At 59.0% G+C, this 18,146-nt stretch carries 17 protein-coding genes; 11 read left to right on the top strand and 6 right to left on the bottom strand.

What is annotated here, in order from left to right; genetic code table 11:
• Positions 1-84: 84 nt before the first annotated feature.
• Together truD and trmB are read right to left on the bottom strand one after the other, a co-directional pair.
• A complete protein-coding gene (gene truD, locus OR1_RS06100; protein WP_041970679.1) occupies positions 85-1,299 on the bottom strand; it encodes a tRNA pseudouridine(13) synthase TruD in 1,215 nt (404 codons plus the stop codon).
• Between the two features lie 10 nt (positions 1,300-1,309).
• Complete coding sequence (gene trmB / locus OR1_RS06095) at positions 1,310-1,930, bottom strand: tRNA (guanosine(46)-N7)-methyltransferase TrmB (protein WP_041970678.1); 621 nt, start codon at positions 1,928-1,930, stop codon at positions 1,310-1,312.
• Positions 1,931-2,053: 123 nt separating this feature from the next.
• Here trmB and OR1_RS06090 point away from each other — a divergent pair, with 123 nt between their 5' ends.
• The 3 genes from OR1_RS06090 to OR1_RS06080 all read left to right on the top strand — a co-directional run bounded on the left by OR1_RS06090 (position 2,054) and on the right by OR1_RS06080 (position 4,629).
• On the top strand, positions 2,054-2,791 hold the full coding sequence (locus OR1_RS06090) for a DUF3108 domain-containing protein (protein WP_041970677.1): 738 nt from the start codon (positions 2,054-2,056) through the stop codon (positions 2,789-2,791).
• A gap of 75 nt (positions 2,792-2,866) precedes the next feature.
• Positions 2,867-4,198 carry a DEAD/DEAH box helicase gene (locus OR1_RS06085; protein WP_041970676.1) on the top strand — a complete coding sequence of 444 codons (1,332 nt, stop codon included), beginning with the start codon at positions 2,867-2,869 and terminating at the stop codon, positions 4,196-4,198.
• A 62-nt stretch (positions 4,199-4,260) separates the two neighbouring features.
• Positions 4,261-4,629 carry a hypothetical protein gene (locus OR1_RS06080; protein ID WP_041970675.1) on the top strand — a complete coding sequence of 123 codons (369 nt, stop codon included), beginning with the start codon at positions 4,261-4,263 and terminating at the stop codon, positions 4,627-4,629.
• Between the two features lie 95 nt (positions 4,630-4,724).
• Here the strand turns inward: OR1_RS06080 and OR1_RS06075 are convergent, their stop codons facing one another.
• The gene (locus tag OR1_RS06075; RefSeq protein ID WP_041970673.1) at positions 4,725-6,758 is read right to left on the bottom strand and encodes an ATP-dependent helicase; all 2,034 of its coding nucleotides are present in this window, start codon (positions 6,756-6,758) and stop codon (positions 4,725-4,727) included.
• 224 nt (positions 6,759-6,982) lie between these two features.
• On the opposite strand from OR1_RS06075, the gene OR1_RS06070 reads away from it, so the two are divergent.
• Genes OR1_RS06070 through OR1_RS06060 form a run of 3 tightly spaced genes read left to right on the top strand, consistent with a single transcriptional unit; the run spans position 6,983 to position 10,414 of the window.
• Positions 6,983-7,606: a TetR/AcrR family transcriptional regulator gene (locus OR1_RS06070; protein ID WP_041970671.1), complete on the top strand. Its 624-nt coding sequence runs from the start codon at positions 6,983-6,985 to the stop codon at positions 7,604-7,606.
• Positions 7,596-9,059 carry an AarF/ABC1/UbiB kinase family protein gene (locus OR1_RS06065; RefSeq protein WP_041970669.1) on the top strand — a complete coding sequence of 488 codons (1,464 nt, stop codon included), beginning with the start codon at positions 7,596-7,598 and terminating at the stop codon, positions 9,057-9,059. Before OR1_RS06070 ends, OR1_RS06065 begins: the two co-directional genes overlap by 11 nt.
• Positions 9,056-10,414 (top strand): B12-binding domain-containing radical SAM protein, encoded by a 1,359-nt coding sequence (locus OR1_RS06060; RefSeq protein WP_041970668.1) that lies wholly within the window; start codon positions 9,056-9,058, stop codon positions 10,412-10,414. The genes OR1_RS06065 and OR1_RS06060 overlap by 4 nt, the downstream gene beginning before the upstream one ends.
• Before the next feature lie 192 nt (positions 10,415-10,606).
• Here OR1_RS06060 and OR1_RS20620 read toward each other — a convergent pair whose 3' ends face one another.
• A complete protein-coding gene (locus OR1_RS20620; protein WP_052440284.1) occupies positions 10,607-11,131 on the bottom strand; it encodes a hypothetical protein in 525 nt (174 codons plus the stop codon).
• Positions 11,132-11,595: 464 nt separating this feature from the next.
• Here OR1_RS20620 and ycaC point away from each other — a divergent pair, with 464 nt between their 5' ends.
• From ycaC to OR1_RS06030, 5 genes are all read left to right on the top strand, one after another.
• The gene (ycaC, locus tag OR1_RS06050) at positions 11,596-12,234 is read left to right on the top strand and encodes an isochorismate family cysteine hydrolase YcaC (protein WP_041970666.1); all 639 of its coding nucleotides are present in this window, start codon (positions 11,596-11,598) and stop codon (positions 12,232-12,234) included.
• Between the two features lie 281 nt (positions 12,235-12,515).
• Entirely contained in the window at positions 12,516-14,534 is a 2,019-nt protein-coding gene (gene ligA, locus OR1_RS06045) for an NAD-dependent DNA ligase LigA (protein ID WP_041970664.1), read from the top strand.
• Positions 14,531-14,806, top strand: coding sequence for an acylphosphatase (locus OR1_RS06040; protein WP_041970663.1), 276 nt, complete (start codon positions 14,531-14,533; stop codon positions 14,804-14,806). Before ligA ends, OR1_RS06040 begins: the two co-directional genes overlap by 4 nt.
• An 88-nt stretch (positions 14,807-14,894) precedes the next feature.
• Positions 14,895-15,716: a formate/nitrite transporter family protein gene (locus tag OR1_RS06035; protein WP_041970661.1), complete on the top strand. Its 822-nt coding sequence runs from the start codon at positions 14,895-14,897 to the stop codon at positions 15,714-15,716.
• A gap of 18 nt (positions 15,717-15,734) precedes the next feature.
• Positions 15,735-16,706, top strand: coding sequence for an AMIN domain-containing protein (locus tag OR1_RS06030; protein WP_041970659.1), 972 nt, complete (start codon positions 15,735-15,737; stop codon positions 16,704-16,706).
• Between the two features lie 79 nt (positions 16,707-16,785).
• Here the strand turns inward: OR1_RS06030 and OR1_RS22255 are convergent, their stop codons facing one another.
• Positions 16,786-16,962 (bottom strand): hypothetical protein, encoded by a 177-nt coding sequence (locus OR1_RS22255; protein WP_160295214.1) that lies wholly within the window; start codon positions 16,960-16,962, stop codon positions 16,786-16,788.
• 223 nt (positions 16,963-17,185) lie between these two features.
• Positions 17,186-18,103 carry an RluA family pseudouridine synthase gene (locus tag OR1_RS06025; RefSeq protein WP_041970657.1) on the bottom strand — a complete coding sequence of 306 codons (918 nt, stop codon included), beginning with the start codon at positions 18,101-18,103 and terminating at the stop codon, positions 17,186-17,188.
• Positions 18,104-18,146: the final 43 nt, after the last annotated feature.

The following is an 18,146-nucleotide window of genomic DNA, read 5'->3' as shown; positions in this document are numbered from 1 at the left end:
AATGCCTCCTCGATCAGCGGCGGAAAAGCATGTCTCATAATTTCAATTCCTTAATGATATCAGCAAAACACTGGTTGTCCAAATTTACCAGTCTTTCATCACTTCTCTCAGCACAGCGGTTGCGTAGGAACCTTTCGGCAGTGTGAAACCGACGATCAGGTCTGAGCACTCTTCAGAGACCGTGCTTCCGGCAAGAGGAACCCTGAGCGGCCGCCGTGCTCCGTCAAGCCTTTGCGGCCAGCCGTTGGCAGGACCTTCGGGAGTCAACCCCTCGGAGGCGAGGATCTGCTCTTCCCTGGCTCTCACAGCGCCGGCCGGCCAGGTCATGCTTGCCCCGAAGAGCGGGCCGCTGGGGGAGATTTCAAAGTCTGCGGCGCGCGGCGCTTCCAGCACGGCATCCTCCACCAGAAAACAGGCCCCGTTGACGTGCTTCCAGGCCAGATCCCCCGGTTCCAGCAGGTCCAGCCGGCCGATCCGCTGCCAGACGATCCGGTCGAACAGCGCCGATTGCCAGGCCGAAAGGTACAGGGATTTCAGTCTGGGATTTACGGCGTGCAGCGCTTTGTCCGGTTTGTCCGGACGGTCGGCCAGTCTCTGCAGGATATCACGTTCGGTCCGGCAACTCCCCGGGAAGAGCCGAAGGCTTTCCTCCAGAGCGCCTTGCCGGTATGCCTCGATGGCCGCTTGCCACCGCTCATCCGTGACCGCTGCAGTATCCCCGATGATCGCATCGATGGCTCCCTGGTGATCGCCGCACAACAGGGCACGTCCGATCAGGTGTGAGTTCCCCTGGATTCCGTATCGCTGCGGGCCGAAGATATTGGGCACGCCCCGTTCGCCGAGGATTTTCAGGACCGATTCCGCACGTTCGGCCGCTCCAGCGGCAACTCCCCTGATAACCAGCTGGAACCGGTTAGCGGCCAGATGCCCGAGTTTCAGCTTGTTTTTGTGTCTGGCTGCCGCAAGAACGCGGATCCCGGGTATATCAAGGTTCCTCGCCTGCTCGGTGGGGACGCGGGGGAGGGAAAGGGTCTGCCGGGTAATCCCTTTCGCATCTTTCATCCCGGCGTAACCGATGTCCCGTTCCTGGATCTTCAGAACCCGGCCGATCCTGCGGATTGCCTCCAGGGTCGTAATTCCCCGTTTCTCGATCTCAAGGTAGAGATGTTCCCCTTCTCCGCACGGCTGGTATAACGGGATCTCCTCAACCATGAAGTCTTCGGCGCTCTCCTTCAGAATGCCGCCGATGCCCGGTATTTCCGGGGTCAGATACGGCCTGGCGGATTTATCAGTTGTCACGGCGTCCCTTTCAGATCTTGCGATAATGGATGAAGTAGATATGTTTCCCCTCGGCCATGAATTTCTTCATGTACTTGGACAGATGGTACCCCGCCAGCTCATGCCGGTACAGATCAGGATGGAGCATGTTCTCGAACCCGGCGATCCCCGGCATCATCCCGGCAACGTCGATGCCGTAGTCTTCAAAGTCCGTGGCAAAGAACAGCGCCCCGTCCTGAGCAAGATAATCGCGGATGAACTCTACGAACCAGCGGTTCACCAGCCGTCTCTTACGGTGGCGTTTCTTCGGCCATGGGTCCGGGCAATTGATGTAGACCGCCGAGAGCGAGTTCTTCGGGATATGGCTGCTTATGAACTCCCGCGCCTCCACCCGCGATACCCGCACGTTGGTCACGCCGTGGCGCTCCAGCCGGCGGCAGGTGCTGTCGCACCCCTTGTTGTAGTAATCTATGGCGATGATGTTCGTGTCCGGGCAGTCAACTGCCGTGTTGGCGATGAAATCGCCTACTCCGCACCCTATCTCCAGTGCCAGCGGCCGGTCGGCGCCGAACGCCGCGCTCCACCCTTCCGGTTCCGGCAGGTTTTCCGGAGATATGAAATAGGGCGAACTGATTTTGATCATTGTCTGCATGAAGAAAGATGCTCCTCCTGTTGTGATTGCGGCAACATAACACAGAGCGGGCCGTAACTGAAGGGGGCAATCGCAGCTTAGTCGGTTCTGGACGTCCGATGCCGTTTAGGGTAAGCTAATCACATGAGAATATCCGTCAGAATAACAGGTTGGCTGATTGCGATAGCGATCGCCATGGGCTCTACGCCGGCATTTGCCGCCGGCCGCGTACCGGAAAAGCTCGTCTACCAGCTCTCATGGGTCGGCATCCCGGTGGGGATCGCAACCCAGGAGATCATGGACGAAGGGGATATCAGGCGGATCGTCTCGACTGCCAGATCCAATGATTGGCTGTCAGCTTTTTTCCCGGTGCATGACCGGACCGACAGTTTTACTACCAGGGAGGAGCCTTTTCCCGGCAAGCCGTACTATTTCCGGATGCAGATCCGGGAAGGGCGCCGGGCGCGCGACCGGGAGATCTCCTTTGACCAGGCCGCCCGGAAAGCGGTTTATGTCGATCGGATGGGGACCGAGCGGGTCGAAGTCCCGATAGTGGAGAATACCTATGATATCTACTCCAGCTTCCTCCATGCCCGGTTTCTCGATCTCCGGGTCGGCAAGCCGGTCTACCTGCATGTGCTGGACGGCAAGGAACTGCAGCGGATCGAGATCCGGGTCCTGCGCAAGGAACGGGTCAGTACGCCGGTGGGCGAATTCGATACCATTGCCATTGAGCCGATGGTGAAGGCCGAAGGGGTATTCGAAGGGAAGAAGGGGGCGATAATCTGGCTTACCGACGACAGCCGCCGGATTCCGGTCAAGGCTCAGACCAGGGTAAAAGTCGGAAGTGTCACGGCGCTGCTGATCGGCGGGAATTATTAATCGGACGCTCTCGCTTGCCATCCCCCACCGCCTGTGGTACGGTGGTCGAGAAATTGCCAAATCTAAGGAAAATAAATGAAATTCAGTGATTTGAATCTGCCGGAACAGGTAATGAAGGGGATCGAGGATGCCGGTTTTGTCGACTGCACCCAGATCCAGGCCGAGACCCTGCCGATTGCCCTGAGCGGCAAGGATGTGGCAGGCCAGGCCCAGACCGGCACCGGCAAGACGGCAGCATTTCTCGTGACGCTCTTTACCCGGCTCCTGAGCCAGGAAAAAAAGGGTGAACAGCGCCATCCGCGGGCGCTGGTGCTGGCGCCGACGCGGGAACTGGTGGTGCAGATAGAGCAGGATGCGCAAGTGCTTGGAAAGCACTGTGGCCTCTCGATCCAGGCCATTTACGGCGGCGTGGATTACATGCTGCAGCGAAACGCCCTGCGCGAAGGGGCGGATGTCGTGATCGGCACTCCGGGACGGCTGATCGATTACCTGAAGCAGAAGGTTTACTCGCTGAGCCAGATCGAAGCGCTGGTGATCGACGAGGCGGACCGGATGTTCGACATGGGGTTTATCGCCGACCTCAGGTTTATACTCCGACGCCTGCCGCCGTTCGACAGGCGGCAGAACCTGATGTTCTCGGCCACCCTGAACCAGCGGGTCATGGAACTTGCCTATGAATTCATGAACATGCCGCAAAAGGTCCAGGTAACCCCGGAGCAGATGACCGCCGAAAAGGTGCAGCAGGTCCTCTATCACGTGGGGCGGAAGGAGAAGTTCCCGCTGTTGCTCGGGCTCTTGCGGCGCGAGGGGATGGACCGGACCATGATTTTCATCAACACCAAGCGGGAGGCGGAGTTTCTTTACGAGCGGTTGACGGCCAACGATCTCCCCTGCCGGATGATCTCCGGTGATGTCGATCAGAAGAAGCGGCTGCGGATTCTGGAGCAGTTCAAGGACGGCAAGCTGCCGATCCTGATCGCTACGGATGTTGCCTCCCGGGGGTTGCACATCGAGGGGGTATCGCATGTCATCAACTACGATCTGCCGCAGGATGCCGAGGATTACGTCCATCGCATAGGCCGGACCGCCAGGGCCGGTGCCGAGGGGAAGGCAATCTCCTTTGCCGACGAGGACGGAGCCTTTCACCTTGAGGCGATCCACGAGTATATCAAGGAGAAGATTACGGTCGAATGGGCCGAGGATGACCTCTTTGTCCACGATTACCGGAGAAGCAAGCCGAAGCTCAAGCACCACGAGGCGAAGATCCACGGCAAGAACCATCAGCACCCGCACGCCCGTCCGGGCGAGGCTACAGGGGCGGCTGAGCCGGCGAAGAAGATACGGCGACGGCCAAGGAAGAAAAAAACGGCCGGTGATGCCCAGCCGGTAGAAAGCGCTTCCAATTGAGGCGCTGGACAAATAGCTGGAAGTTGCTATTCTTAATAAATAAATTTATGCGGAGGTGCTTAATGAAAAAAGGAATTATCGCCGTTGTTGTTGCCCTGAGTTTGGCCTTTGCCGTTGCTGCATTTGCCGACAAAGATCTGCCGGTTTACAAGAAGGGTGATAAGGTCTTTGTCTGCGGCTGCGGCGCTGGGTGCGACTGCCTGACCATGTCGCGCAAGGAAGGGAAATGCAGCTGCAACAAGCCGTTGGCCACAACCGTTGTCGACAAGGTCGAAGCCGGGAAAATATTCGTCAAGGTGAACGGGAAGGAACTTACTTTCCCGGTCAAGGCAAAATATGCCTGCGCCTGCGGCGAAGGGTGCACTTGCGGCACGGTCAGCCAGAAACCTGGCAAATGCAGCTGCGGCACCGAGATGAAAAAGGTCGAATAATCCCGAAACCGGTTATGATCAGATGTCAGGCGTAAACGTACAAAAGGCCTTCTCTTCGGGGAAGGCCTTTTGCTTTTCCGTATTGCGCTGTAAATTTACCCCAGCATCCCTTTCATCCGGGAAAAAAAGTCATCGGCCATTTTTTCGGCCTCACCTTCGTTCAATGCCTGTGCCCCGGCTGCCTGCTGCAGGTTGACCAGCTGTTCCGGGATCTCCTCAAGGAAACGGGACGGCTGGCGTTCCTGCATCTTGCCGTATTGCTTGCGCTGCAGGCAGCGGGTAATGGTCAGGTGTCGCCGGGCGCGGGTAATCCCGACATACATCAACCGCCGCTCCTCGTCGATGGAGAAATCCTCGTAGATCGACTTCTTGTGCGGCAGGATCTCCTCTTCCAATCCCACCAGCCAGACCAGCGGGAACTCCAGCCCCTTGCTGGAGTGGAGCGACATCAGGGTCACCGCGTCCCGGCCGTGTTCCTTCTTGTCCTTGCCGGAAAAGCGGTCCTCGTCCATCAGTGTTACCTTTTCCAGGAAGAGCGACAGGGTGGCGTTTGCCGAGCCGTTTTCAAACCCGGCCAGCGAATTGATCACCTGCTCGATGTTTTCCACCTTTCGCCGGGCTGTGGCCGGTTCGTCGATGGTGCGGTACAGTTCCTCCTCCAGCCCGATCCGCCGGAACAGCCGGTCGGCCTTGTCCGCCAGGTGGCCGGGCCTGGAAAAGCCTTCCATCTCTTCTTGCAGCAGGTCGTGGAACCCCTTGACCTTGGCCCGGAGCGCTTCGGTTACGCCATCGATTTCATCAACCCTGGTGAGCGCCTCAAAGAGCGGTATTCCACGCTCCATTGACCACTGGTTGATCTTAAGCACCGTGCCCTCGCCGATGCCGCGCTTCGGGAAGTTGACAATCCGGAGCAGCGACTGCTCGTCCTCAGGGTTGGCAATGGCCCTGAGCCAGGCCAGGGAATCCTTTACCTCTTTTCGCTCGTAGAACTGCATTCCGCCGATCAGTATGTACGGTATGCCCGCGAAACGAAGTTGCTCCTCGAACGGCCGGCTCTGGGCGTTGGTGCGGTACAGGATGGCGCAGTCGCCGTAGTTGAGGTTGTCGCGGAAACAGGCGGTCTCGATCCGCTCGACCACGGTCGTGGCCTCCTCTTCGTCGTCCGCGGCCACGATCAGGTCGATGGGGCGCCCCGGACCGCTCTCGGTCCACAACGCCTTGACCTTGCGCTTGCTGTTGTTGCGGATGACATGATTCGCCGCATCGAGGATGGTGCCGGTGGAGCGGTAGTTCTGTTCCAGCATCACCACCCGGCAGCCTGGGTAGTCGCGCTCGAAATTGAGGATTTTCTCCACGTCGGCGCCGCGCCAGCCGTAGATCGACTGGTCGTCGTCGCCGACGACGCAGATGTTCCTGCCGGTTGCGGCGAGCATCGAGATCAGGAGATACTGGGAGGGGTTGGTGTCCTGATACTCGTCCACCAGGATGTAGCGGAACTGGTTCTGCCAGCAGCTCAGCACGTCAGGAAAGTCGCGGAGCAGCGTGACGGTCAGCATGATCAGGTCGTCGAAATCGATGGCGTTGCAGCTCTTGAGCAGCGCCTGGTAGCGTGGGTAGACCGCCGCTGCCATCAGATCGAGCTCGTCACCGTGCTGCGGTCGGTATTCTTCCGGGGTGAGCAGGGCATTCTTGGCGCCGGAGATCTTCCAGAGGATCGAGTCCGGGTCGATTTTCTTCTGACTGTCGTTCTCCTCTCGGAGCGCCTGGCGGATCAGCCCCAGCTGGTCCGAGGTGGAGTAGATCGAGAAGTTCTTCTTGTAACCGAGCTTGCGGATATCCTGGCGCAGGATCTTGACTCCGAGCGAATGGAAGGTGGAGACCGTCATCCCTTTGCCGCGGCTTCCCACCAGCTCTTTAAGCCGTTCCTGCATCTCTTTGGCCGCCTTGTTGGTAAAGGTGACCGCCAGGATGTTTTCCGGCAACACCCCCTTGTTCTCGATCAGGTGGGCGATCCGGCAGGTAATGACCTTGGTCTTACCGGAACCGGCGCCGGCCAGGACCAGGAGCGGTCCTTCGGTATGGGTGGCAGCAATGCGCTGCTGGGGGTTGAGTGCTTTCAGGTCGAGCATGCAGTATTCCTATTATGACGAAAAGAGACCCGGCAGGGAGCGAACAGCTGCCGGGTCTCGATATTGAGCAGCGATTGTAGTCTGGAAGTCTTCAGGATACAAGTCGGTTTTTCGTAGGGGCATACGACGCTAATTAAATTTATTGTGAGCATGTTCATTTTATTATTGCGTAATCTATCCGTCATTGCTATTGTGAGCGCGTTCATAATCAAGAAGGGGAAATTATGCGAATCAGCGAACAGGCCAAACAGGCAACCCGACTCCGCATACTGGACAAGGCGGCGGAGCTCTTCTGCGCCAAGGGGTTCGACGACAGCACCACGCGGGAGATTGCCCTTGCCGCCGGGGTGGCCGCCGGCACCATGTTCAACTATTTCCCGAGCAAGGAGACCATGGCCATGACCATGGTGACCGAGGCGCTTCGCCAGGGGCTCGACGAGTTCCGGCGCCGCCGCACCAACGAGGAGGATCTGACCGAGGAGCTCTTTCTATTCATCGCTTCCGGCCTGCGGCGGCTGCAGCCGCTGAGGCCCTTTCTCGGCCCGGTCCTGGAGCGCTCTTTGAGTCCGTTTCCGCGCAAGGCGGTCTGCCAGGAGGGTGAAGCGGCCCGGCTGAGTCACTTGGCGTCAGTCCAGGAGATCATCGGCCGGCACGGTTTTACCGAGGCCCCGGATTACGCGGCCATGACCATTTACTGGTCCCTCTACCTGGGGATTCTCGCCTTCTGGACCAATGATACATCCCCCAATCAGGAGGAGAGCCAGGCTTTGATCGACTATTCCCTGCGGGTCTTTGTACAGGTTATCTCCGGTACCGGGGAGGAGAGGGGAGCTGCTTATGCGTGCTGACCAAGTAACGGAAACAGACCCGGCCCGGCTGGAGATGCTGCGTCGCGCCCTGCCGAAAGAGCGCGCCATTGATCCGACCGGCCGGCAACTGGCCCAGCTGGTCACCAGGATCGCCGACCAGCGGGTGCCGGTCAACTCCTTTACCAGGCTCTGGAACCTGGGGTCGCTCCAGGCTAGGGTGACTGCCGGCTATCTGGCCTATTGGCTGCGGAGCCGCTTTACGGATGCCGATGAACGGCAGCGGCTCAAGAGCGAGGCCCACCTGAACGCAGCCGTGAAGCTCTTCGGGACCATGGGGTATCTGCGGGGAGCGGTGATGAAGCTGGGGCAGATGCTGGCCAATCTTCCGGAGGTGGTGCCCGAGGAGTTTGGCGAGGTGCTCGCCGCGCTCCATTTCGAGGCGCCGCCAATGCATTTTGCCATGGTGCGGGAGCTCTTTCTCGACGAGTTCGGCCGGGAGCCGGAAGAGCTCTTCGCCTCCTTCGACCGCAAGGCCTTTGCCGCCGCGTCGCTCGGGCAGGTACACCGGGCCAGACTGAAGAGCGGCGAGGAGGTTGCGGTCAAGATCCAGTACCCGGGCATTGCCAGGACCATCCGGGCCGATCTGCGTTCCTTGAGGCTCCTGCTCCAGCCGCTCTGCCTGACCAGCAACTGGCAGAACACCCTGGACAAACTGGACGACATCGAGCAGATGCTCCTCCAGGAGACCGATTACGAGCAGGAGGCTTGCTTCAGCCGCCAGGTGCGGGAGCTCTTCGCGCCGGACGATGGGATCGTGGTGCCGCGGGTCCACAACGCATACTCCACTAAGCGGGTGCTTACCACCGACTTTCTCCCCGGCTGTCACATGGAGCGTTTTCTCGCCAACAACCCGAGCCAGGATGAGCGGGACCACTACACAACGCTGCTCACGATCGCCACCATGCGGGCCTATTACCGGCTCCACTGGTTCATGGCCGATCCCCATCCGGGGAACTTCATCTTCATGCCGGACGGCCGATTAGGGCTGATCGATTTCGGCTGCACCCGGGCCATGACCGACGACGAATGGAGCCGGATCCAGGAGTTGGAGGGAGCCCATCACAAGGGGGACACGGAGCGCTTCAACCAGGTCATCGCCCGGGCGTCCCTTTACGAATCTGTCGAGGCGATGGGAGCGGAGCAGCTTGCGGCGGTCCGGCGCAATGTCTTATGGAACATGGAGCCGTGGCTCAAGGAAGGGCTCTTCGATTTCGGCGACCGGGAGTTCTTCATGCGGGGGATCGACAGCATCATGGATCTGACCCGTAAGGGGTACACCCGGGGGTGCCCTCTGTATCTCTGGTCCACCCGTTTTGTCCTGGGAGGACGGGCGATCTGCTACCGGATGCAAGGGCGCTGCGCATTCCGGGAAATCTTCCGGCGGGAGCATGCGGCCGCCATTGCCGCGGCGCCAAACATGGAGGCACCATGAAAGTACTACTCATCCAGCCACCCAGCTGCGACCCGATGACCGACCAGATCTTCCTATTCGAGCCGCTCGCCCTGGAATACCTGGGGGCCGGCCTGAAGGAGGACGGCCATGAGGTCGAGCTTCTCGATGCCAGGCTGGAGCCGGACGTAGAGTCTGCCTGCCGCCGGCTCCAACCCGACCTGGTTGGGCTGACCGGCTTCACCAGCCATGTCAACATCGTCAAGGGGATCGCTGCCCGTCTCAAGGCGCTCTATCCGGAATTGCACGTGGTGGTTGGCGGACACCACGCCACGGTCTGCCCCGAAGATTTCAACGACAGTAGCATCGATTTCGTGGTCATCGGCGAAGGGGTCTTTACCCTGCGGGAGCTGGTCAGGGCGCTGGAATCCGAGGGGGGGATCAGGGCGATCAAGGGGCTGGCCATACCATGTGCCGACGGGATGCTCTTCACGGAACCCCGACCCTACACCGACCTGAACCTCCTCCCCATGCCCGACCGGTCGCTTACAGCTCGCCATCGGCAGAGCTACTTCAGCGAATGGTTCAGCCCGCTTGCCTCGGTTCGCACCTCGCTCGGGTGCACTGCCCGCTGCAACTTCTGCGCGCTCTGGGGGATCACCGGCGGCAAGTACCTGCGCCGCGATCCGGAAGCGGTGGTTGAGGAGTTTAAGACCGTTGCCGAGCCGAATGTCTTCTTCTGCGACGACGAATCGATGTGTGACGTGAAAAGGATGGATCGGCTGGCCGACCTTATCGCAGCCGCCGGGATCAGGAAGAACTACTTCCTCTACGGCCGGGTGGACACCATCGTCAACCATCCGGAGCTGTTCGCCAAATGGGCCAAGATCGGTCTGGCCCAGGTGTTCGTCGGTATGGAGGACTTTTCCGACAAAAGGCTCTCGGCCATGAACAAGGGGGTGACCGTTGCCCAGCAGGAGCAGGCGGTGCGGACCCTCGATGCACTTGGTATCATGATGTACGCCTCTTACATGATCGATCCTGCCTACAGCCGCGAGGATTTCCGCGCCATGCTGGCCCACGTGCGGCGGATGAAACACAAGTACGCCACCTTCACCGTCATGACGCCGCTGCCCGGCACCGAGCTGCACGCCAAAAGGGAAAGCGAACTCCTCTCCCGCAAGCCGGAGCTGTACGACATGCTCCACGCGCTGTTCCCCACCACCCTGCCGCTGGAGGAGTTCTATAGCGAGATGATCACGCTCTGGACCAAGGCGGTACCCTTCTACAGGATCATGCCGACCCTCGCCCGCTTCGGGCCGCACGGCATGCTGAGCCGCATCCGGATGTTCGGCCGGTTCGTGGACAAGGCCCGTAAGCTGCATCTGGATTATTGAAGCGGACAAATATTGCTATGGGTGCGGGATCTGTCGTGCCGCTTGCGGGGCAGCGGCCATCCGGCTGGAGGACCGAGCTAACTCCCCGGTGGCTGCGAATCTCTGGTAAGGGTGCCGGAGAATCATTCAGTGCAAAGAGATCTTTTTTGCCATCAGCACGCCGTTGCGCATGGCACCACTTCCACCTTCACATTATTGGCAATGCCGGTCAGGGGATTTTATCTGCTGTTGATATGCTTCGGTGGGCATGGTAAAGCTGGCTCCTTGTTCTCTTTTGAGCCGCAGGTATTCCATTTTAATTTTTGCGCAATGCTGTGAGGAATCCTCCAAGGCGAGCTCGAAGATGATGCGCAAATTAGGCTCCTTGATGCAGTCAACCATTACGGAATATTTTTCCAGACAGTCAATCTCTTCCTGGAGTGAGATTTCCAGTGCCTGCTTATCACTCAACCCCTCTTGGGCTGCATCGAGCAATACTTGATATGCCTGTTCCTCCTGTTTCGGATTGCTATTCACCAGATCAAGCAGTTCGAGCTCGTCACCCGGATACCGCACAACAAACGACTTAAGGTGTTCGGCCTCTTCCTGTGCCAGTTGATCGAACAATATTTTGAGTTTGTCGTCACTGGCGATATGGGACATCCTGGAGTAAAAGTCATAACTTCTTTTTTCGGTGAGAATTGCGTAGCGAAATGCCTCTTCAATAAGATGGTTCATGTCCTTAAACCCTCCCTCGGTTTGAAATGAATTTCAATAAATGATTCCTGGACGTAAGGTTGCCAAGAATAGGACTTAAATGGTCTTTTATTGATAAGCACAAACACTGCCAACTTGACATTTGTTTTTGCTGTGCAAAATCGGATTGTTGCGACCGGTATCCTGTTTTATGGCTGCAATGATATGCATGAGTAATCTGAGAAAAATTTGTGGGATGACTTGATTGGCGGGGGAACAAAAGATCTGTTGCCGAGGCAACAAGAGTGGCATTTTGTGATGTGTGACAAGATAGTGAAACAGGGGCAACCAGGAGAAAAAACGGTTGTCCGGTCCGGGTCAGTGTGCCTGTGTCGGATATGGCACAATTGCCGGTAATTATGGTATAAAACAATTAGAGGTGTAATGACGGGTTGGGCGTGCCGAATACTGTTAACTCGCAACGTCCCAACTAAAGGAGGCATCGTATGAAGACCGAATTCAAGTACAATCGCCTCGACAAGAATGACGTCGCGGTGTTACTCGTTGACCACCAATCCGGACTGGTAAACCTGGTCCAGGATTTTTCGCCGGACGATTTCAAGAATAACGTTCTCGCCCTGGCTGACGCGGCCAAGTATTTCAAATTACCCACGATTCTTACCACCAGCTTTGAGGATGGCCCGAATGGTCCGCTTGTTCCGGAACTGAAGGCGTTGTTTCCAGACGCCCCTTATATAGCGCGTCCCGGTAATATTAACGCCTGGGATAACGAGGATTTCGTGAAAGCCGTCAAGGCAACAGGTAAAAAGCAGCTTTTGATCGCAGGCATTGTGACGGAAGTCTGCGTTGCGTTCCCCGCCTTGTCGGCGCGGGAGGAAGGGTACGAGGTATTTATCGTCACAGACGCATCAGGCACGTTCAACAAGACGACGCGGGATGCTGCCTGGGCGCGGATGACAGATGCGGGGTGTCAGCTCATGACCTGGTTTGCGGTTGCCTGCGAGTTGCATCGTGACTGGCGTAACGACATCGAAGGTCTGGGAACCTTGCTCTCAAACCATCTCCCGTCGTATCGGTGCCTCATCACCAGTTACATGGGGGGGAAGACGGCAGCTCAGAAATAATTGTCGGAAACTGTCGGGTTCGGACGGGCAAGATTGCAACTTCAGCTCAAAGGGCAGTCTTGCCCGGCTGAGCATTACCTCTTCGCACATTATGGCAAAACTACTCGCCTTGACTGGCGGTTCGGTATTTATCCATGACCGGCCACTCCCTCCTGGAAGCACCTGATGTTTGCCTTGAATAACAGCTCAAATCCTGATATTGACAGCAATCGGCCTGATGGATACCATGTACGCCGGAATTGGGGTACCCGGCCACTGAATATCGTATTGAAGGAGCAGGAATGGACCTTTTCGCCGCGCCGCAGCGGGTCGACGAACTTCGCCGCCTGATCGAGCACCATAACCGGCTGTACTACCAGGACGACCGGCCGGAGATTACCGATGCGGAGTACGATGCCCTGTTTCGCGAACTGCTGGCCCTGGAGGAGCAGTCCCCCGAGCTGGTAATCTCTGATTCGCCCACGCAGCGGGTCGGCGGCGTTGCGCTGCAGAAGTTCAGCCAGGTGATGCACCGGCTCCCCATGCTCTCTCTGGAAAATGCCATGGTCGAGGAGGATATCGTTGACTTCGACCAGCGGATCAAGCGGTTTCTCGGCCTGGTGGCCGACCCGGTGATCGAATATGTCTGCGAGCCGAAAATGGATGGGCTCGCCGTGGAACTGGTCTATGAAAACGGGGTGCTGACCGGCGGCTCGACCCGCGGCGATGGTGTTACCGGTGAGGATGTGTCCGCCAACCTCAGGACGGTTCGGGGAATCCCTTTGAAGCTGAATGCAACCGACCCGCCGGAGCTGCTGGAGGTGCGGGGGGAGGTGTTCCTGCCGCTAGAACCGTTTCGCAGGCTAAATGCCGAGCGGGAGGAGGCGGGCGAGCAGCCGTTCGCAAACCCGCGCAACGCGGCGGCCGGCTCGATCCGCCAGCTCGACCCACGGATTGCCGCCAAAAGGCCGCTGGCCTTTTTCTGCTACGCCCCTGGAGAGGTGAGCGGCCATGGTTTCCTGTCGCAGAGCCAGTTTCTGAAGGCAGTGCAGCACTGGGGGGTTCCGGTGAACCCGTTGGCTCGGAAGGTCCATGGCGTGGCCGAGGTCGTGGCCTATTACCGGGAGATGATGCGGGACCGCGAGACCCTTCCGTACGAGATCGACGGGGTGGTGGTCAAGGTCGACTCGTTTGCCATGCAGGCCGAACTGGGGGAGAAGAGCCGTTCCCCCCGCTGGGCGATCGCGTGGAAGTTTCCGCCCCGCCAGGCCGAGACCGTGGTCGAGGCGATCATCCCGTCGGTCGGCCGCACTGGCGTCATAACCCCGGTGGCGCAGCTGAGGCCGGTGGAGGTCTCCGGGGTGATGGTCTCCAGGGCGACGCTTCATAACTGGGAAGAGCTGGGAAAAAAGGATATCCGGGTCGGGGATACGGTCGTGGTCGAGCGGGCCGGGGATGTGATCCCGGCCGTGGTCCGGGTGGTAATTGAAAAGAGGACCGGCGCCGAGCAGTCGCTAGCGGTTCCAGAGAGCTGCCCGGAGTGCGGCTCCAGGGTGGTGAAGATCCCGGACGAGGTGGCGGTTCGCTGTCTCGGGCTCTCCTGCCCGGCCCAGATCAGGGAATCGATCATCCATTTTGCCTCGCGCCGCGCCATGGATATCGAGGGTCTGGGGGACAGGTACATCGAACAGCTCCTTAGCCTCGGCCTGCTGCATTCGGTGGCCGACATCTACCGGCTCACCAGGGAGGATTTCGACCGGTTCGAGCGGATGGGGGACAAGCTGGCAGCCAACCTTTTGGCCGCAATCGACCGGAGCCGGCGCTGCGACCTCGGCCGGTTCATCTTTGCCCTGGGGATTCGCCATGTCGGCGAGCATACCGCCAGCCTTCTGGCTCAGGCATTCGGCAGCATCGATCATCTTGCCGCTGCCTCGGAAGAGGAGTTGTTGGCGATCCGTGAGATCGGGCCGCAGGTGGCGCGCTCCATCACCGGTTTTTTCAGTGAACCGGCCAACCGGGAGGTGCTGGCTGCGCTGTCTGCCGCAGGCGTTACCCCGGCGGCGCGGGAAAAGAAGGTCGGCGGTCGTTTCACCGGGCTGACCTTTGTCTTTACCGGGTCGCTGTCCCGTTTCACCAGGGACGAGGCCAAGCGGATGGTGGAAGGGGAGGGTGGCCATGCGGCCGGGTCGGTCTCGAAAAAGACCAGCTATGTAGTCGCCGGGGAAGAGGCGGGGAGCAAGCTGGACAAGGCGCGGGAACTGGGGGTCCGGGTGCTGACCGAGGAAGAGTTTTTAACAATGGTTGAAGGAGAGGAACAATGATGGTACGAAGGGCGGTGGTCGTCAGCGGAAGGGTGCAGGGGGTGGCGTTTCGCAACCATACGCAGAGAACGGCGCTGGAGCTGGGGGTCAGGGGGTGGGTCCGGAATCTCCCCAACGGCGATGTTGAAGGGTGTTTTGAGGGTGAGGACGCTGCGGTGCGGCAGCTGGTTGACTGGTGCCGTAGAGGCCCGGCATCTGCAAGGGTGGACCGGCTGACCGAGCGGGAGGAACGCCACACCGGCGAGTTCGGCAGTTTCGAGATCCGGTATTGACGCAGGATTGCGGCAGGGAAATATGGGTACAAAGTTGACAACCGGCGCGGACATGCAAGAATTGCAGCTCAGAGGAGTTCGGCATTAAATGGACAAGCGGTTTCTAAACCCAGCAGAGACTGTTGCGGCAATAGTTGCAGCTGGCAGGCGGGTTCTCTCCCAGTCTCCGGGCAGGACCTTCGTGCTCAGCCTCCTGGCCGGTTTTTATATCGCATTCGGGGCCCAGCTGGCGACCGTGGTGACCCAGGACGCGACCATGCATGTCGGCCAGGGGATTTCCCGGTTTCTCGGTGGGAGCGTCTTTTCTCTCGGGCTGATGCTGGTCGTGGTCTGCGGCGCCGAACTGTTCACCGGCAACAGCCTGCTCACCAACGCCGCGCTGCATGGCGAAATTCCCTGGCTGAAGCTGGTAGAGAACTGGCTGATCGTCATTGTCGGCAACCTGCTCGGTTCGCTCTTCTTCGCCTGGTTGATGTTCGAGACCCGGCTGTGGGAAGGGAGCCCGGTTGCCGAACACGCGATCCGGATCGCTGCCGCCAAATGCCGTCTTCCGTTCATGGCGGCCCTGGTGCGGGGGATCCTCTGCAACTGGCTGGTCTGTCTCGCCGTTATGATGGCTACGGCGGCCCGAGACATCCCCGGCAAGCTGCTGGCTTGCTATGTGCCGATCATGGCATTCGTGACCAGCGGGTTCGAGCATTCCATCGCCAACATGTATTTCATCCCCACCGGGCTTTTCCTGGCCGGGGCAACCGGTAAGCTCGAAGCCGGGCTTACCTGGTCGGGGTTCTTTATCGACAATCTGGTCCCCGTGACACTGGGCAACATCCTCGGCGGGGTTGTGTTTGTGGCGTTTGCCTATTGGTTTATTCATCGCAGCTCTTTTGAGAAGGGGAATATAACATCCTGATTTGATTGCGGAGGGACAATGAGATACGGCATGGTCTGTTTTGCAGCGTTACTGGTTCTGATGGCGTCGGCGGCATCCTCGCTCGCCGCCACGGCCACCATCGGTTCCATAAAGTTCACACAAGGAGGGTCCCGCATCGAGATCCAGGGGGACCAGCCGTTGACCTACCTGTACCGCAAGATGACCGGAGGAAGCGGGATCATGCTGGATATCGCTCCGGGAAAGACCAGGGGGATCGTCGGCGAGATCCCTGGGGCCGGTCCTGTGACCGGCATCTGGGTCAAGGAGCTGCAGGTTGACGGGATTCCGGTCACCCGTCTGGTAATCGGGATGGAAAAAGAGGTGGCCGTGACGGTCAACCGGGATACCGAAGATTCCAGCCGTCTGTTGGTCATTTTCCCGTCGCTCGCCGCTCCGGGCTCTACGGTACCGGGTGATCCAGCTTTGACCGAACTGCTGGAATCACAGAAGAAACCAGTGGTAGAGAAGGCTCTGCCAAGGGAGACCAAGCCAGCTTCTGAAGTGATGGAACAACCGCCCCAAGCCACTGTTGCTGCCGAGGTCCAACCCAAGATCGAGCCCAAAAAGGCGCCGGTTCAGGTTGCTACGCCCGCGCCGCAACCGGCTAGGCCGTTGCCATTACTGTCCGCGGATTCCCCGGTAATCGGCCGGCAGCTGCAATCCGTTGTTATTGCCAGCGATGCTGTGGAAATAGTTGCCGGAGGGACTATCTCGCAGTACGACGCTTTCAAGCTCTCCGGTCCGGAGCGGCTGGTGGTCGATATCCCCGGAGCAGGGACGTTGCTGACGAGCCGGGAGCTCAAAGTCGGAAAATTCGGGGTGTCGCGGCTGAGGATCGGAGTTTATGCCGACAAGGTCAGGCTGGTGTTCGATGCGGCGAACCCCAAGGCCGGGTTGCCTCTGCATATCATCCAGAAAACGGCGCAGGGACTAAGGATCACCTTTGCGGCTGTCGGCGGGAAACGTTAGCATCCGTTCCTGTTGGGGTTGAAACAAAAAAAGGCACCACGGTATCCCCGGGTGCCTTTTTCTTTTGCACAGGTCTGTTCTATTTTCGGCCCGAGTAGGCGGGAGAATGGGCGGTTCCGAAGAGCGCGCCGCACCCTTTCAGGAAGCTGTCCAGGAAGATGCTGATCGCGATCCGTAACCGCATGGAATTGAACCGGCCATGATCTACCGGGGCCTTTCTCGCCTGCCACACGCTCCCTTTTACCCTGTTTTCCATCGTTCTCTCCTTGCGGCAATTCGTTCTGAACCAGCCGCGGCAAATCTTATATGCATAACTCCTGAGCAACATCCATACCGACATCCCGGCGAGGATCTCCCAAAGATTAATTGTAATAATATCAAATTGTTATTGTGGGTGGGGTTCCCGGTGGCCATGCTGCCTGTTTGCACCGGTGCAAAATCATCGAGACAAACTTTGCATTTTTACGAAATGCTGTTCTTTATGGCAGTGAGAGCAGATCGGCCAGGATGGCACTGTAATTCTCCGGTGCGGCCGAACGAAGCAGGGCGAGGAATCCCTGCGGTAGCGGGGCATGAATCGTGATGGCGTCACCTGATTCGGGATTGGTAAACGAGGTCCTGAAGGCATGGAGCATGAAACCGGGATATGCCGGCAGCGCCTGGCCGCCGTAACGCTTGTCCCCCAGCACCGGATGGCCGATATGGCGCAGATGCTGCCGGATCTGGTGCATCCGCCCGGTTTCCGGGCGCAGGGCTACCAGTGACATTTTGCTGCCGCTGAACAGGGTGTCGTAGCGGGTCAGCGACTCTTTCCCTTCAACCGGTTCGCTGATCTCGCCGCTAGCACTGATCTTCCCCGCTGCCAGCGCCAGGTACAGCTTGTCCAAGCCGCCGGACATGACAAGCTTGCCGAAGATCCCGGCTCCTGTGGCGGATTTGGCGAGGATCACGCCACCTGAAGTACCGCGGTCGAGCCGGTTGACCGGCCGGAGCTTGAAGGTCGGTTCTGCCGCATGGGGGTGAGCGGCCCGTTCGCGGGCATGCAGGTAGGCGGCTGCCAGGTCGGTCAGGGTGTCGCCGGCCTCGGCGGCGGCGTGCATGGACAGTCCGGCCGGTTTATTGATGGCCACGATCAGGTTGTCCTCGAACAGGATTTCAACCGCTGATGAGCCGACCCGGGAATTCAGCAAGGCTTGAATGCGGCCGCTTTCTTTCAGGGCGACACTGTCCCCGATTGCCAGGGGGCGCATCTCGGTTGCCGCTTCCCCGTTGACCGTGAGATGTCCCTTTTTCAGCAACTGGTTTAAGTATCCCCCGGTTGCCGCGGGCATCCGCAGTCTCAGCCAGCCGCCAACCGGTCGGCAATGGTCTTCTTCAGCTATCAGGTACTCCAGCATGGTTCGTAACCTTATCTCTCGTAATTTTAGTGAACTCCGGACT

The organism is Geobacter sp. OR-1 (assembly GCF_000813145.1).
Lineage (GTDB): Bacteria > Desulfobacterota > Desulfuromonadia > Geobacterales > DSM-12255 > Geoanaerobacter.
Note: the sequence above shows the minus strand (reverse complement) of the source record. Positions and strands in the feature narration are given on the sequence as shown.

Bases quoted from the DNA above. Each gene is read 5' to 3' on its own strand.
- OR1_RS06025 (WP_041970657.1), bottom strand. From the start codon at position 18,103: ATGCTGGAGTACCTGATAGCTGAAGAAGACCATTGCCGACCGGTTGGC.
- ligA (WP_041970664.1), top strand. From the start codon at position 12,516: ATGGACCTTTTCGCCGCGCCGCAGCGGGTCGACGAACTTCGCCGCCTG.
- OR1_RS06040 (WP_041970663.1), top strand. From the start codon at position 14,531: ATGATGGTACGAAGGGCGGTGGTCGTCAGCGGAAGGGTGCAGGGGGTG.
- OR1_RS22255 (WP_160295214.1), bottom strand. From the start codon at position 16,962: ATGGAAAACAGGGTAAAAGGGAGCGTGTGGCAGGCGAGAAAGGCCCCG.
- OR1_RS20620 (WP_052440284.1), bottom strand. From the start codon at position 11,131: ATGAACCATCTTATTGAAGAGGCATTTCGCTACGCAATTCTCACCGAA.
- ycaC (WP_041970666.1), top strand. From the start codon at position 11,596: ATGAAGACCGAATTCAAGTACAATCGCCTCGACAAGAATGACGTCGCG.
- OR1_RS06085 (WP_041970676.1), top strand. From the start codon at position 2,867: ATGAAATTCAGTGATTTGAATCTGCCGGAACAGGTAATGAAGGGGATC.
- OR1_RS06035 (WP_041970661.1), top strand. From the start codon at position 14,895: ATGGACAAGCGGTTTCTAAACCCAGCAGAGACTGTTGCGGCAATAGTT.
- OR1_RS06075 (WP_041970673.1), bottom strand. From the start codon at position 6,758: ATGCTCGACCTGAAAGCACTCAACCCCCAGCAGCGCATTGCTGCCACC.
- trmB (WP_041970678.1), bottom strand. From the start codon at position 1,930: ATGCAGACAATGATCAAAATCAGTTCGCCCTATTTCATATCTCCGGAA.
- OR1_RS06070 (WP_041970671.1), top strand. From the start codon at position 6,983: ATGCGAATCAGCGAACAGGCCAAACAGGCAACCCGACTCCGCATACTG.
- OR1_RS06030 (WP_041970659.1), top strand. From the start codon at position 15,735: ATGAGATACGGCATGGTCTGTTTTGCAGCGTTACTGGTTCTGATGGCG.
- OR1_RS06065 (WP_041970669.1), top strand. From the start codon at position 7,596: ATGCGTGCTGACCAAGTAACGGAAACAGACCCGGCCCGGCTGGAGATG.
- OR1_RS06090 (WP_041970677.1), top strand. From the start codon at position 2,054: ATGAGAATATCCGTCAGAATAACAGGTTGGCTGATTGCGATAGCGATC.
- OR1_RS06060 (WP_041970668.1), top strand. From the start codon at position 9,056: ATGAAAGTACTACTCATCCAGCCACCCAGCTGCGACCCGATGACCGAC.
- OR1_RS06080 (WP_041970675.1), top strand. From the start codon at position 4,261: ATGAAAAAAGGAATTATCGCCGTTGTTGTTGCCCTGAGTTTGGCCTTT.